Here is a 14,458-nt window from a genome sequence, read left to right as displayed (position 1 = left end):
AATCGTCTCTTCAGAGACGCGCTTGCAACGCCGAACGGGTGGTATGGACTAGTGCCTGGCATCGGATGCGTAGAAGGTCGCGTGACTGTCCGACCCGTCCCTGCTTCCATTTCATCGTGGCATCATCATCGTACGACCAGGGGTAGCAACCGTGGCCTCTTCTGATCGTTACCTTCGCTGAAGGAGATTAGTCATGGCGGCCCCACAGGACGAAGAACCGGGTTTTGAAACCGACGTTAACGAACTGCCGGAAAGCGACAACGGTCCGGAAGATAGCCTTGAGGATAAGCTGTCGCCCGACGCACAGAAGTCGGACGATCTCGAGGATGCGCAGAAGGAAGGCGCTGAGGAGAGGGAAGAAGGCGGCCTATATTGAATCGGGGACGGGGACAGTTGACGTGGTTTTCCGATCAACACGTATGTCGAAGGTCCCCCCCTCCATTCTTCCGGCGTTGCCCGCCGGGCGATCGTTTCACATCACCGACGTATTTCACCCGTGACGGCTTCATCGACGGGACTAATGTGTCTGCGTTATCGGGTGTCGGTGGCTAGCTCATCTTCTCGCTGACGATCGGTTATAGGGCCGCGGTGTCGGCTAGGATTCTGCTTTCCTACGAAGTGCTGTTGTGCGGAAGAAGGGTGTCGAACGACCTGATCCTCAGCCAGCTGCCTCCTTCTTGAGCATGGCGTCCTTGAGCGTGTTGCCCGCGATACCCCCGGCAGCGACTGCGACAACGACATTGCCGACGAAAAACTCGACGATGCCGACTACGCTGCCGAACGCGATCAACGCCGACGTGGTGACCGGCAGTGCGGCCGTTGCCTTACCGATCGCTACCTTTGCCTCTTGGCGGACAAGCCGAAGCCGCTCGAAGATTGGCTCGAGCGAGCGACTCTGATCGATTGCCGCGATCAGATCGCCTAGAGCATGATGCAGCGCCTTCAGCTGCTGCAACGCCACGGCACGATCGGCGTCTACGGGGCCACCATTGTCACGCGCGAGCTCTTCTTCGTCGATCAGCCTTTGCACAGCTTCCAAGGCGACAGGCGCTAGAGCGTGAATGACAGCGGCCTGCTCGCGCAGGGAAGGGCGCCCCGTCCACGTCGCCGAACTGACAGAATCCGGTCCTCGAACCTCGTCCCAAAGCGCCTTGAACTGCTCACGGACCATCTCACGGCGCAGGTTGCGGTCTTTGGTTTCTCGCGCATGACGTACGAAAGCCTCGAGGCTGGGCTGAGCCGCTACGAAGGCGGGTGCCAAAGGCCGCAGATCGGTTCGGGCAAGCAGTGCGCGGCGCAGTGCCTTGTAGCGCGTGTCGTCCGCCAGATCCTGGATCCCATCGCAAGCGCCAAGGCACAGCGTTTGCAGACGCTGCAGCGCTTCTTCGTCGTTCAAATTTTCCGGCCAATGTATTCCTGAAAAGCCCATCGCATTCGATCCGTTTCGACTCAGCTGACTGTCGAATGCACGAGTTCACGCCTGTAGGACATAGCAAGAACACGACGTCCCAAACCTCGCTGAACATGCCGTAAGCGCTGATCTCGCTACCGATCCGCCTCGAACATGGCTTCGTGCTCGCATGCGGTCTTAGTCTAGCGCCGCAGCGCGTGCCCCAACGCACTTGGGCACGTGTCCATGGGGGACATTATCCACAGGAGTCTCGAGTCTGACGCTTGACCAAACGGTTCCGGTAACGGAACATAAGGAGAACAGGTAGAGTCTAGACATCATGATCACCGCCCCCGAGTCCCTGCCGACAACCATCGCCCACCTGCGGACAATCGCGACGCCGGTGGTGGATCACCGCATCATGCCGTTCGGTCTCCCTGCGCTCGACGATCGTCTCGCGAGCAGGGGGCTTCGCGCAGGCGCGCTGCACGAGGTCGCCGCGCAAAGCTGTTCGATGGTCGACGATGCCGCAGCAACGCTGTTCCTGGCGGGTATCGCGGCGCGAGAAGCGGCGCATACAGGCGGACCGGTGCTGTGGGTGAGCTGTCGCAACGATCTCTATGCGCCGGGCTTGGAGCAGGCGGGGCTATCATCTGCCGACTTGATCCACGCACAACCCCGTGACGATGCAGCCTTGCTGGCCGTCGTCGAAGACGCGGTGCGCGACGGAACGCCGTCGGCGGTGATCGCCGAGGTAAGCCGGATGTCGATGGTGGCGACCCGGCGCCTGCAACTGGTCGCGGCCGACGCCGATATTCCCGTCCTGATCTTGCGGCGCCGACGTAATCGCGACCAGGATCCGCTTGCCGAGCCGTCGGCGGCCTGGACGCGCTGGCGCATCGCCAGTGCGTCGTCCGAGCGCCTGGGTGTCGCCGGCGTCGGCCGATCGCGGTGGCAGGTCGAGGTCGCACGGCAGCGTGGCGGCGAAGCATTTTCGATGATTTTGGAGGGCTGCGATGAGACGGGTTGTCTCGCTGTTCCTACCGCACTTGGCCATCGAGCGGCTGAGACGGCTGGACCGGCACGCTACGCGGCCGCCTGAGCGGCCAGCCCTTCAGCTTCCCGTCGACGACGATCCCGGTGCGTGTTCCGTGCCGCGGGGCGGCGGGTGGCGACCGGGTGCGCGCTGGGCCCGCGCCGACCTGCCTACCAGGCAAGACGTGGAAGGTCAGATCGCAGCACTGCCCGCGCATGCGAAACCACCCATGCGTGAACTTGGCCGACGATCGGAGGCGGCGAACCATCCGTTTCACGGACCAGCGCAAGCCGACAGTCACGACAGGGTCGCGGCGACCGTTGCCGCGTTTCACAGGGCGCCGCTCGCGCTGGTGGGCAAGGTCGGCCGGCGCGAAGAGGTGGTGGCCGCCTGCGATGGCGCGGCAGCATTGGGGATCACGGTCGGGATGGCCGCAACCCATGCGCGTGCGCTGGTGTCCGATCTCGACATCCGACCGTCCGAGACGGAGGCGGATGCCGCGATGCTGGATCAGCTCGCGCTACGCGCGGTGCGCCGCTGGTCGCCGATCGCAGCCGCCACACCACCCGACGGGCTGTGGCTCGACCTGACCGGCTGCGCGCATCTCCATGGCGGGGAAGAACGGTTCTGCCGGCGTCTGCGCGCGTTTTGCCAGCGTGCCGGGTTCACCGCGCGCGTGGCGGTTGCAGACACACCGGGCGCGGCACACGCTATTGCCCGGTTCGGGCCTGCCGACATCGCGATCGTGCCCACAGGGCGGACGGTCGACGCGCTCAGCGGCCTACCGGTCGCGGCCTTGCGCCTGGCAGGCACCGCGCTCGTTGCCGCCCGCAAGTTCGGCTTCGAACGCGTCGCCGATCTTCTACCGGTCGCGCGCGGGCCTTTGGCACGCCGGCTCGGGCTGGCCGCAATCACGCGGCTCGATCAGGCACTCGGCGCGGTCGCCGAACCCATCACGCCGCGCACCGACGAGGTCATGCCGATCGTCGAACGCCGGCTGCTCGAACCGATCGTCACCGCAGACGCGATTGCGCAGGTCATGGAGGATCTCCTCAGTGACATGGCCGAGCTGCTGCGCGCGAAAGGGCTCGGCGTACGATCGCTGCGGCTCGCTGGCCTACGCGTCGATGGCACCGAGCAGGTCGTGGCCGTCGGCACCTCACGCCCGACGCGCGAGGTCTCGCACCTTTTGCGGCTCATGAAGCTCAGGATCGAGCGGATCGATCCGGGCCTGGGGCTCGAGCAATTCTATCTGGCGGCACCGCACACAGAGCCGCTCGACGCGGTCGATCTTGGCGCGGTTCTCGCCGGTGAGGTACTCGTGCGTGATCCGGCCCGTCTCGTCGACGTCGTTGCCGGTCGCATCGGCGCTGACGCCGTGTTCCGGATTGCCCCTGTTGAAAGCCACGTGCCCGAGCGCGCCGTCATGCGTGCCGACCCGGTGGTGGCGCCCGCGGGCTGGCCGAAATGGCGACGACCGACGCGCCTGTTGGCCAGGCCCGAACCGCTATGGGGTGTCATAGCGCTCATGCCCGATCAGCCGCCCCGGCGGTTCGAGTGGCGCGGTCGGCCGCACAAGGTGGTTGCCGGCGACGGCCCCGAGCGGATCCACGGTGAGTGGTGGCGCCGTGACGCGGAAGTGTGGGCGGTGCGCGACTATTACCGGGTCGAGGATGACGCGGGCGGTCGCTATTGGGTCTTCCGGCGTGGCGATGGGTTCGTCGAGGACACCGGCGATCTCAGCTGGTGGATGCACGGCGTGTTCGCATGACCGACTATGTCGAACTTCAGGTCCTCACGCACTTCTCGCTGCTACGCGGCGCCTCGAGCCCCGAGGAGCTGTTCGCGGCTGCCGCGCTGCTCGGCTATCCGTCGATCGGGGTCAGCGACATCGGCACGGTCGCGGGTGTGGTGCGCGCCTGGGAAGCGCAGAAGGCGACGGGCGTACGCTCGATCGCCGGCACGCGTGTCAATCTGTCCTGCGGCCGGCAGTTGCTGCTCTACCCGACCAACCGCCCCGCCTGGTCGCGCCTGACGCGTCTGCTGACAGTGGGCAAGAAGCGGGCGGGGAAGGGCGGGTGTCTTCTCCACTGGCATGACCTCGAACCCTGGTCGGAGGGCATGATCGCCATCCTGCTGCCGCACGAGGCAGACGAGGATAATCTGGCAGCGCTCGCGGACCTGAAGACACTCTATGGCCGTCGCGGGTATATGGCATTGTTCCAGCGGCGCCGGCCGGACGATGCCGTGCGGATCGACGCGCTGGCGCGGCAGGCAGGCGGCGCTGGCGTTCGTGCGGTGGTGACGGGGGATGTCCTCTACCACGCGCCCGAAGCAAGGCTGCTACAGGACGTGGTGACGGCCGTGCGCGAGAAATGCACTGTCGACGAACTCGGCTACCGGCGTGAGGTCAATGCCGACCGTGCGCTCAAATCCCCCGACGAGATGGTCCGGCGGTTCAAGGCGTATCCCGATGCGCTGCGGGCGAGCGTCGATATCGCGCGTCTGTGCACCTTCGATCTGGGTGAACTGGCCTATCAGTATCCACATGAGCGGCTGATCGACGGGCTGACCGCGCAAGAAGCCTTGCAGAAGCTGGCGGAAGACGCCGTCGACGTGATGTTCAACGGCGCGGTGCCGGCTGCCTATACCGAGCAGATCGCCCACGAGATGCGGCTGATCGGCGAGCTCGGCTATGCGCCGTATTTCCTGACCGTCTACGCGATCGTCCGCGAGGCGCGCCGGCGCGGGATCCTCTGCCAGGGCCGCGGTTCGGCTGCCAATTCCTGCGTCTGCTTCGTGCTAGGCGTCACCTCGATCGACCCGATCAAGCACGAGTTGCTGTTCGAGCGGTTCGTCAGTGGTGAGCGCCGCGAGCCGCCCGATATCGACGTCGATTTCGAGCATGAACGCCGCGAAGAGATCATCCAGTGGATCTACGAAACCTATGGCCGCAACCACTCGGCGTTGACCGCGGTCGTCACACGCTACCGGGCGCGCGGCGCGGTGCGCGACGTCGGCAAGGCGCTCGGCTTGCCCGAGGATCTGACCTCGTCATTGGCAGGGCAAGTGTGGGGCTGGTCGGCCGAAGGCGTTGGCGAAAAGCAGGTCAATGAGCTGAACCTCGACATCGGCGATCGTCGCCTGCGCCTGTCGCTCGAGCTCGCCCGCAAGCTGATCGGCGTACCGCGCCATATGTCGCAGCACCCGGGCGGCTTCGTGCTCACCCATGACCGTCTCGACGATCTGGTCCCGATCGAACCCGCCGCGATGGAAGACCGGCAGATCATCGAATGGGACAAAGACGACATCGATGCGCTGAAGTTCATGAAGGTCGACGTTCTGGGTCTCGGCATGCTCGGATGCATGAACCGCGCCTTCAATATGCTCGAGGCGGACAAGGGGCTGCGCGTTGGCCTCGCCGATCTGCAGGACGACGATCCCGACGTCTATGCGATGATCTCAAAGGCAGACACGCTCGGCACCTTCCAGATCGAAAGCCGCGCGCAGATGTCGATGCTGCCGCGCATGAAGCCGCGGCGCTTCTACGACCTCGTCATCCAGGTCGCGATCGTACGGCCGGGACCGATCCAGGGCGACATGGTCCATCCGTATCTACGCCGGCGTGAAGGGCTGGAGAAACCGGAATACCCGCGGCCAGAGCTACGCGCGGTGCTGGAAAAGACGCTCGGCGTGCCGCTGTTTCAGGAACAGGCCATGAAGGTCGCGATCGTCGGGGCCGGCTTTACGCCGGCCGAAGCCGATCAGCTACGCCGCGCCATGGCGACGTTCAAGTTCACAGGGGGCGTGTCGCACTTCAGCGAAAAGCTCATCGGGGGCATGGTCGAGCGCGGCTACCCGCGTGAGTTCGCCGAACGCACCTTCCGTCAGCTCGAGGGCTTCGGGTCTTACGGCTTTCCCGAGAGCCACGCGGCCTCATTCGCCAAGATTTCCTACGCATCGTCGTGGATGAAGCATCATCACCCGGACGTGTTCTGCGCGAGCCTGATGAACGCGCAGCCAATGGGCTTCTACGCACCCGCCCAGATCGTCCGCGACGCGCGCGAGCATGGCGTCGTGGTTCGCCCCCCTTGCGTCAACGCAAGCCGTTGGGACTGCACGCTGGAGCCGTATGGCGGGCGGTACCTCGCCGTACGGCTGGGACTCCGGCAGATCCGCGGTCTGTCCAATGCGGACGGCGCCAAGATCGTCGGTGCGCGCGAGCTGACCGCGTTCGAAAGCGTGGAAGATGTATGGCGACGATCGGGCGTCCAGCGCGCGGCGATCGAGAAGCTCGCCGACGGCGACGCCTTTCATAGCTTCGGTGCCAATCGTCGGCAGGGCCTGTGGAAGGTGAGGGGGCTCGGCGAAGCGCCGCTGCCGCTGTTTGCCGCGGCCGACCGCGCGGACCAGGCCGTCAGCGCGGAAGGGATCGAGCCCGACGTCGAACTGCGCCCACTGACCGATGGTCGTGAGGTTATCGAGGACTACCGGGCGCTGCAGCTCTCGCTGCGCGCACATCCGCTGACTTTCGTGCGCGACGAGCTGGCGCGCCGTGGGGTGACCAAGTGTGCGGACCTGGCGACCATTCGCGACGGACGCCATGTCGAGGTCGCCGGCATCATCCTTGTTCGCCAGAAGCCCGGGTCTGCCAAGGGCGTCCTATTCATCACGATCGAAGACGAGACCGGGATCGCCAACGGCATTCTGTGGCCCGATCGGTTCGAGCGGCAGCGCCGCACTGTGATGTCCGCGTCGATGATCGGCATGAAGGGCAGGGTGCAGAAGGAGGGCGAGGTCATCCACGTCATCTGCGATCGGATTATCGACCACGGCGATCTGATGCACCGGGTCGGCGAGATGTCGTTCCCGCACCGGACCGGCCGCGGTGACGGTGCGAAGCATGCCGGTTCCCCCGACCGCGGTGACAAGGGTTGGAGCCCGAACCCTCGCAATTCCTACTGGCCGCCCCATGCGGACGGCATGGATCCGGAAGCTGTCGTGAAGTTCAAATCTCACGACTTCCATTGATGGCCAAGCTTGTCCGTCATCAACGCGTTGTCATCGCGCTATCGGTGCATATCTTGCGGGGCGGGGTGGCGCGCTGCTCGGACGCTCGCGTCGATGTCGTCGAGATCCGGTTGGCGCTGCGCTGCCTGCTGCCGCACTGCCCGGAACGCTGGCCGCTCGCACTCTACTGGGACGCCGCAGCCCAAGAGAACGAGATCGGCAGGGCACAGGGTGTGACAGCGGCGTTCAACGGGATCGTCCGCCAGCTGCGTCGCGCCGGCTGTTATGAAGAGGTGTCCGAACCGTGAGCATGAGATTACCGCGAGCAGCCATTGCTCGCGTTCCCGACGGCACGCGGATCGTCAGCGTCGAGCGGATGTCGCGGGCGTTCACAAAATATCATCTGGATGACGGACGCGCGCTGCACCGGTTCAAGATGGAAGAGCCGCATGCGACGCCGCATGATCACCCCTGGAGCTTCGACACCGAGATCCTTGATGGCGGCTATGTCGAAGAGGTGTTCCACTTGGATCCGAGCAGCGGTTGGCACAGCGAACTGGTTCACCGGCTCCCTGGCGAAACCTACCATGTCGACGCTGCGCACATTCACCGCATCGTGGAACTGCCGACGGGTGAATGCTGGACGCTCGTTCGTGCAGGTCCCCACACACGCGAGACCCGGTTCTGGCGTTTCGGAGACGCGGTTCAGTCCCGGGCCTGGCATGAACGCCGATGGACGCGCTTAGCATAAGGCATCACGGCAAGGGTCGATCGACCGCAATAGTCATGACGGCGTTGGCCGGGGAAGGGCATCGAGCGCTGCCGATACCTGCAGGCGCAGATCGTCATCCCGGGTGATTTCCAGCATCGCGCTCAGGCTGCTGCGGGCGCCGGCTACATCACCTGCGACCAGTTGAAGTCTGGCGCGCTCCCACCAACCATGGGCATGCGTAGGCGCCACGATCGTCATGCGGTCGTACAGGACCAAAGCACGCACGGGATCCCCGGCCTGTTCGGCTCGGGTTGCCTGATTGAGCAGCAGTCGGACGAGCGCCGATCGGTTCGACAGGGGAAGCATGCCCTCGGAAAACCGTGCCTGGCCAGTCATCTGCTCCAGCAAGGCTTGCACCTGTTCAGGGGCAACGATGCGACCATCGTTGAAGGGATCGATGATCAGCGGTTCCGGTGCGTCGCCAAGACGGACCAGGACGTGGCCGGGGGTATTGAGCGGGATCGCCGACCATCCAAGACGTCGTGCCATCGCCACATAGATAATCGAGAGACTGATCGGCAGGCCAAGCCGACGATCGACAACCGCGATCAGGTCCGCATTCTGCGGATCGTCATAGTGTACGCGGTCGCCGGAGAACCCAAACTCTTCGACCATCACGCTGCTCAAGGCCTGGGCCTGAGCAACACTGCTTACTGCATCGCCGTCAGCGGCGCGCAGGGCTATTTCGATGTCGGTGAGCTCGTCGATGTATTCATCGAGGTCGACGCCGGGATGATCGAGCGCTGCAAGTTCGAGGGCGGCCAGATCAAGCTCGATTTCGCCGTCTTCCATCAGCCCGAGATGAAGAATGGTATTTGCCATGAGGGACTAGATGGGGACTCTTCCGATCGTTCCTATGACATCGCAAAGCAGGGGGGGGGCTCGGCGAACATCCTGTCATTCATCCGCCTTGGCCAAAGGCGGCGATCCGTTCGGCGTCATATCCGCAAGCCACGCACAGCCAACCTAGCCCCGAAGGCCTCCAGCCAAGTCTTGCTGACACGCCGCGTCGCCGAACTATGCGACCCATGTCATTGCCGAGTGATCCATGCTCGGGCATCGCGCGTTATGCGACCGTGACAGGGAGCCAAAACGATGACGCAGGATGACGAACGCTGGATGCGCGAAGCCATTGCGATCGCACGATCGAAGGGTTCCGATCCTTCGACCTCGCCGCTGGGGTGCGTGATCGTACTCGATGGCAAGATTATCGCAGGCGAGCGCAACCAGACGAAGGAATTGCCGGACGCGACCGCGCATGCCGAGATGATGGCGATCCGGCGGGCGTGTGAAAACACCGGGGAATTGGAACTGCGCGGTGCGACGCTCTACTCTACGCTGCAGCCCTGCGGCATGTGCACGATGGCATCGATCTGGTCGAAGGTCGGCCGCGTCGTTTACGGGGCGGGCCGCGACGATGTCCACGAAATGTATTTCGAAGCGCAGCACGTCGACACGCTGACGTTCATCGGCGACGCCTACCGCGATGACATCGTCATCGAGGGAGGGTGCCTTCGCGACGACTGCGCCAAGCTCTATTATGGTCCGGACGCAGAGCTGCCGGTCGACAAGCAGGCAAATCTATAGCGCGCTGCGGCTGCGCTAAACCGAACGAAACTTACCCCGGAGTCGGCGCGTTGCGGCGGTGCCGAAGCAGTTTGCTTCGCGGTTATCCGCTCAGCGAGGACACTATCATGGGCCTGTTTTCCAAAGACATCGTGACGTTCGACGACCTGTTCCTGCATCAGCTGCAGGACGTTTATTACGCGGAAAACCAGATCACCAAGGCCTTGCCGAAGATGGCCGACAAGGCAACCGCGCCAGCGCTGAAGCAGGGTTTCGAAACCCATCTGCGTGAGACGGAAGGGCAGATCACGCGCCTCGAGAGCATCTTCGACCTGCTCGGCGAGAAGGCAAAGGCAGTGACCTGCCCGGCGATCGACGGCATCATCAAGGAAGCCAACGAAGTCGCTGGCGAGATCGAGGACAAGGCGGTGCTCGACGCCGCGCTGATCGCGTCGGCACAGGCGGTCGAGCATTACGAGATCACGCGGTACGGTACGCTGATCGCATGGGCGAACCAGCTCGGCCGCGCCGATATCGCAGCGATCCTGAAAGAGACGCTCGACGAGGAATATGCGACCGATGACAAGCTGACGGCGATGGCAACGTCGAGCGTGAACGCCAAGGCGGAAGCAGTAACCGCATAAGCGTTTCGATGTCGGGGGGCCTTTGCCCCCCGACCATTACCAGCTTCCACGAAAGGCACGTTCGATGGCCGATGATATCGCATTCACGCTTCCCGAAGCCTTGCGTGCACAAAAGCACATGCGCGATTCGCTGGGTCTAGGCGAGGAACGGTTTCCAGTGCCCGCCTTCATCAACATGGTAAGCGACGAGATCGAGCAGCTGCGCGACGCCGGCAGGACCGATGGCGAAATCGCGGCGCTCGTGGAAGAATCGAGCGGTCATGCGATCACCGAAGCGGATATCGCGCGCTACTATACGCCGGCTGAAGACCGGCACTCGAACGAGCACTGAAATCGCCCTACGAAGTCAGCGACAGCGCCCCTAGTCAGGGGCAGGGGGTACGGGTTTGCTGTCCTGAGCGCGACCATCGACACCCGCATCGAGCGTCCCATCGGTTCAGATACTAACCGCGATATGCTGCCGCGCGCCCCCTTGTGCGGTTACGCTGCGCCCAGTGTCTCCCGGGCTCCGTGCTACTGCGAGTATTGACCTACGCGGTGCTTCGTCATCGTTGAATGGGACTGGCTAAGGATCTCCGTCGTAGTCGCAAGCGGCGACATATCGGGGTCAATATGTTTGTATAAATACAGCGAACTAAAACCTGACCGCAATCAGTTCGTTTTCTGGCGATGGTGCCGTTCTATCATCTCACGGATCGGTGCGAGGCGCGCTTGATGCTCAGGCCGATTTGCCCACCCCGCGTCGTACTTTGCGCGGCTGCCGTCCACACGATTAATTAGAACCGGAAGTTGTTCGCCAATGCGATATGGTCGAGAGATGGGCTGGGGAAGTAAGTCGACAGTCGCCTGTTTGATGGTATGACCATCTGTGTAATCAATCAGTGCGTTGGTTATGTCGCCGTACTTGTTAACCGCGGTTGGATCGAAGGATTTCAGCGTTGCGAACATAGGACGGCCGACAAGGCCATCGATAGCACCTTTGCCGATCACGTAACTGTACAGGCCCACGACGCCAAGCAGCTCAGGTGCAGCAGCGCCAATTGCTGCAGCGATCACCGCTAGGGCGATCAGCAATCCTACACAGCCAAGGCCTCTGCCCATTCCACCCACTCCCCGGAGGGAAATCGTAGCCGGAGGGCGATAAGGAACCGTGAACGTCGAAGCGGAGGCGCAGCGAGAGTTTGTTCCCATTCCTTGAACGGCAATTGAGAGGGCCAGCGCTTTCCAAATAGAATGCCGTTTTTGGAAACAGCAAGCTACCGGCCGTGTTCACCTGCGGTGATGGAGTCCGCCGGGTGTGATCGCGAGAAGGGTTAAGTGCAGGGAAAGTCGGCCGAGGCGCGGCGGAGCACACCCGGCCGTGGTTCCCTCCCGAGGGGCAGGCCCCCTCTAGTCCGCCGGGTGTGATCGCGAGAAGGGTTAAGTGCAGGGAAAGTCGGCCGAGGCGCGGCGGAGCACACCCGGCCGTGGTTCCCTCCCGAGGGGCAGGCCCCCTCTAGGGAGCTTCTTGCCGCGGAAGGTTGTTCGGCGTTTGGGCGAAGATGACCCGCCAAATGGAGCGCTTTGCGCGAAAGGTCGTGCGGCTATCGGGTTCTCGCGCAAGCTGAACGGTAACCCGCGTCACCCCCCAGTTTGTCCGCCAACACCTCGTGCCAGCTTGTCGGATCGTCGGAGTCATCGTGCTACTGCTTAGCTAACGTGGCGATGGCATCTACCGCGGCTGCGACCCGGCGCCAGTCGTGCGGATTGGCGGTGTCGCAGAGAATGCCGAAGAGCCTTTCCGCGAATTGTTCTGCACCGTCTTCTCCGAAGTCCGCCACGATGGCAGTCGCCTTTTCCCAAACCTCCCGATCCGACATGGCGGACTGCTCAGGCAAGGTGAGCGCTTTCGCGGGTTGGGAAGACCGGGCCACGCACAGTCATCAGATCTGCCGGATACGGCCTCTGCAACGCCAACACGTCGTCATAGCTGCCAGTGAGCCAACGCTCGTGATCGTCCGGCCTGAGGATCGTGATCATCGCCTTGGGATGTATCGGCGCCACCAGTTCGTTTGCATCGCAGGTGACCATCGCGAAGAAGCGTCGATCCCCGACCTGTCGCCAAAAACCGGAGATCGCGAACACTGGCTGTTCGGGAACCGCGAACCACATCTCCCCCTTTATCGGCTTCTTGCCGTCGCCAAGGTCGGTCGGCTCGCGCGACCACTCGCAGAATTCCGTCAAGGGAATCAGGCAGCGGTTAGCCGGATCGCCGACTAGCGACCGCCATTGCGGGAGGTGGAGGGTGCGGACGTTGGTCTGCGCGACCTTGCGGCCGGCTTGTTTCGCCTGCCCGGCCAGAACGTCCCACTCCATCACGTCGAGCCAACGACGGTCGCTTTCGGTCCGTACGACATAGGCCCGACCGAACGGGCGCAGTTCCTTGGGATTGAAACGGTTGTCCATCGGCTTCTCGGCGAGCCATTCGGCGCCAAACCGTTCGGTGATGGTTTCAGGCTCACCGTCGAACCGAGCTCGATTACACATCTATCAGCTCCCGAGACCGCGGCGCTTGATCTCGCCGAGCAGCGTTTCGGCCACCGGATGCCCGATCTCGCCACCAGACTGCTCGTAGGCATTCGTCAGATCCGCGTCAGACGCGTTATTCAACAGACTGCGGACTTCCGTGCTGAGGCCGTCCACCTCCACGGCCGCTGCGTCCGCGGCGTCGTCGCTGGTGATTGTGGGCTCTTCACCGGGAGCGGGCGCGTGGGCCATGACGGCATCCTGCTTGAACAAGTCGAAGGCGTCGGCAGCTTCGTTGCGTTCCTCCAACGCGATCTCGAGGAGGGTGAAGAGGTCGAGCGGCGATGCGGTGCTTTCCATCCCCCGAGCCTAATCCCGGTTTGTCGTTTCACGCAACAAGGCGCAAACCTGCGTCGAAGACTTACAGATCGTCCCGCCCGACAACGTCACCGATTTCGATCACGGAAACGAGGATCGTCCATCCCTCCCAGGTTCGCGGTGTCCAGCCGACGCGTATGGCTTTTGGTAGAAATCATCATCGCGTATGATTCATGATGGCTCCTGTAATAGCGGCGTCGATCAGACTGGGCTTCCGCTTCGAACTCTCGAGCAATACATGCGGGGATCGGAGGAAGCCCGCGTGCCCGCAAACATCATGAATGTCGACGACCAGGCGAAGATCGACCTGTTCCAGGAAATCATGCCCATCGTCATGCAATACCTTGCGGCGAACTCGCCCGACGAGGCGCTCGTAGCGGACGACATCATCGACTTCTTCGCGCTTTCGATCGCGTCCGTAATCCAGAACGATGCAAACCTGACGACCCCGCAGTTGCAGCGCAAAGGCGTCGAGGCGGCGGGAAAGCACATCGCTCACTGGGTCCGGCTGCTCAAGCTCGATCACGAACAGCGAGGTGCTTCGTTGCTTGCCATGACCATGGGGATGGTGGCGTCCGGTGCGACCCGGCAATAGGTTCGGCATTCGCAAGAAAGCAGCCGATCAAGTTTGCCGCAGGTTAGGACGAATTAAAACCATTTCGCCCACGTTTCGATTAGGCATGAGCTTGATCGGGAATTCGGTGTTTGGAGAGCGACATGCCGCTGTGGAACGAGAACGCGGTTGCCGTCGAACGCAGGCTGGGCGAGACCGTCATTCTCGGCGAGGGCACGCTGGCGGCGTTGGTCGCCGGTTTGCGGACGCTTCGCGTCAGCGCATTGAATGGGGTTAGGGTCTCGATGCCGGATCGACGGGTTCCTCCCTTTATCTTCGAAGGGCAGGGGCTGATCGAACTTCTCAAGGATCCGCGCAGGCCGGATGTGCAACCGGCAAGGCTTCTAGCCCCGGTCGTCGAATAAACTGGTGGCTATGCAACGGTCGCGTCCCGACCTTGTCGAGTGAAGCGAGATCGAGCCGTATAAGGCTGATCTCGTCGCGTTGCGCACAGAGCGTGGCATAATCCTCGGCTCCCTCGTTCTCGACCGTGATGGCGAGCAGCCCCGTTGGAAATCACCGCACGTCTGGGCGGGTACAGATC

17 protein-coding genes are annotated in these 14,458 nt (G+C 63.1%); 11 read left to right on the top strand and 6 right to left on the bottom strand.

Going from position 1 to position 14,458, the window contains the following annotated elements; all coding sequences use genetic code 11:
* Positions 1-193 precede the first annotated feature (193 nt).
* Positions 194-376, top strand: coding sequence for a hypothetical protein (locus tag C8J46_RS18160; protein ID WP_132742094.1), 183 nt, complete (start codon positions 194-196; stop codon positions 374-376).
* 282 nt (positions 377-658) lie between these two features.
* Here the strand turns inward: C8J46_RS18160 and C8J46_RS18155 are convergent, their stop codons facing one another.
* Entirely contained in the window at positions 659-1,396 is a 738-nt protein-coding gene (locus C8J46_RS18155) for a hypothetical protein (RefSeq protein WP_132742092.1), read from the bottom strand.
* 334 nt (positions 1,397-1,730) lie between these two features.
* On the opposite strand from C8J46_RS18155, the gene C8J46_RS18150 reads away from it, so the two are divergent.
* The 5 genes from C8J46_RS18150 to C8J46_RS18130 all read left to right on the top strand — a co-directional run bounded on the left by C8J46_RS18150 (position 1,731) and on the right by C8J46_RS18130 (position 8,187).
* Positions 1,731-2,492: a protein ImuA gene (locus C8J46_RS18150; protein WP_243643499.1), complete on the top strand. Its 762-nt coding sequence runs from the start codon at positions 1,731-1,733 to the stop codon at positions 2,490-2,492.
* Positions 2,493-2,655: 163 nt separating this feature from the next.
* Positions 2,656-4,197: a DNA polymerase Y family protein gene (locus C8J46_RS18145; RefSeq protein ID WP_132742090.1), complete on the top strand. Its 1,542-nt coding sequence runs from the start codon at positions 2,656-2,658 to the stop codon at positions 4,195-4,197.
* Positions 4,194-7,457, top strand: a complete 3,264-nt coding sequence (locus C8J46_RS18140) for an error-prone DNA polymerase (protein WP_132742088.1) — start codon at positions 4,194-4,196, stop codon at positions 7,455-7,457. The genes C8J46_RS18145 and C8J46_RS18140 overlap by 4 nt, the downstream gene beginning before the upstream one ends.
* Positions 7,458-7,501: 44 nt before the next feature.
* Positions 7,502-7,744 (top strand): hypothetical protein, encoded by a 243-nt coding sequence (locus tag C8J46_RS18135; RefSeq protein ID WP_243643498.1) that lies wholly within the window; start codon positions 7,502-7,504, stop codon positions 7,742-7,744.
* Positions 7,745-7,746: 2 nt separating this feature from the next.
* A complete protein-coding gene (locus tag C8J46_RS18130; RefSeq protein WP_132742084.1) occupies positions 7,747-8,187 on the top strand; it encodes a hypothetical protein in 441 nt (146 codons plus the stop codon).
* A 33-nt stretch (positions 8,188-8,220) separates the two neighbouring features.
* Here the strand turns inward: C8J46_RS18130 and C8J46_RS18125 are convergent, their stop codons facing one another.
* Positions 8,221-9,030 (bottom strand): transglutaminase-like domain-containing protein, encoded by an 810-nt coding sequence (locus C8J46_RS18125; protein ID WP_132742082.1) that lies wholly within the window; start codon positions 9,028-9,030, stop codon positions 8,221-8,223.
* Positions 9,031-9,303: 273 nt separating this feature from the next.
* Between C8J46_RS18125 and C8J46_RS18120 the strand changes: the two genes are divergently transcribed.
* From C8J46_RS18120 to C8J46_RS18110, 3 genes are all read left to right on the top strand, one after another.
* The gene (locus tag C8J46_RS18120; protein ID WP_132742080.1) at positions 9,304-9,795 is read left to right on the top strand and encodes a nucleoside deaminase; all 492 of its coding nucleotides are present in this window, start codon (positions 9,304-9,306) and stop codon (positions 9,793-9,795) included.
* A 107-nt stretch (positions 9,796-9,902) separates the two neighbouring features.
* Positions 9,903-10,418 (top strand): ferritin-like domain-containing protein, encoded by a 516-nt coding sequence (locus tag C8J46_RS18115; protein ID WP_132742078.1) that lies wholly within the window; start codon positions 9,903-9,905, stop codon positions 10,416-10,418.
* A 64-nt stretch (positions 10,419-10,482) separates the two neighbouring features.
* Entirely contained in the window at positions 10,483-10,749 is a 267-nt protein-coding gene (locus C8J46_RS18110) for a hypothetical protein (protein ID WP_132742076.1), read from the top strand.
* Positions 10,750-11,069: 320 nt separating this feature from the next.
* Here the strand turns inward: C8J46_RS18110 and C8J46_RS18105 are convergent, their stop codons facing one another.
* The 4 genes from C8J46_RS18105 to C8J46_RS18095 all read right to left on the bottom strand — a co-directional run bounded on the left by C8J46_RS18105 (position 11,070) and on the right by C8J46_RS18095 (position 13,283).
* The gene (locus C8J46_RS18105) at positions 11,070-11,474 is read right to left on the bottom strand and encodes a hypothetical protein (RefSeq protein WP_165886637.1); all 405 of its coding nucleotides are present in this window, start codon (positions 11,472-11,474) and stop codon (positions 11,070-11,072) included.
* 626 nt (positions 11,475-12,100) lie between these two features.
* Positions 12,101-12,295 carry a hypothetical protein gene (locus C8J46_RS20985; protein ID WP_165886636.1) on the bottom strand — a complete coding sequence of 65 codons (195 nt, stop codon included), beginning with the start codon at positions 12,293-12,295 and terminating at the stop codon, positions 12,101-12,103.
* Positions 12,288-12,944: an SOS response-associated peptidase family protein gene (locus tag C8J46_RS18100; RefSeq protein WP_132742072.1), complete on the bottom strand. Its 657-nt coding sequence runs from the start codon at positions 12,942-12,944 to the stop codon at positions 12,288-12,290. Before C8J46_RS18100 ends, C8J46_RS20985 begins: the two co-directional genes overlap by 8 nt.
* A 3-nt stretch (positions 12,945-12,947) precedes the next feature.
* Complete coding sequence (locus tag C8J46_RS18095) at positions 12,948-13,283, bottom strand: hypothetical protein (RefSeq protein WP_132742070.1); 336 nt, start codon at positions 13,281-13,283, stop codon at positions 12,948-12,950.
* Between the two features lie 280 nt (positions 13,284-13,563).
* Here C8J46_RS18095 and C8J46_RS18090 point away from each other — a divergent pair, with 280 nt between their 5' ends.
* Both C8J46_RS18090 and C8J46_RS18085 read left to right on the top strand, forming a co-directional pair.
* On the top strand, positions 13,564-13,896 hold the full coding sequence (locus C8J46_RS18090; RefSeq protein WP_132742068.1) for a hypothetical protein: 333 nt from the start codon (positions 13,564-13,566) through the stop codon (positions 13,894-13,896).
* A gap of 122 nt (positions 13,897-14,018) precedes the next feature.
* A complete protein-coding gene (locus C8J46_RS18085; RefSeq protein WP_132742066.1) occupies positions 14,019-14,279 on the top strand; it encodes a hypothetical protein in 261 nt (86 codons plus the stop codon).
* The last annotated feature ends 179 nt before the right edge of the window (positions 14,280-14,458 follow it).

The sequence above is a fragment of the Sphingomonas sp. PP-F2F-A104-K0414 genome (assembly GCF_004340945.1).
Classification (GTDB): Bacteria; Pseudomonadota; Alphaproteobacteria; order Sphingomonadales; family Sphingomonadaceae; genus Sphingomonas.
This window is presented reverse-complemented; position numbering and strand designations above follow the sequence as displayed.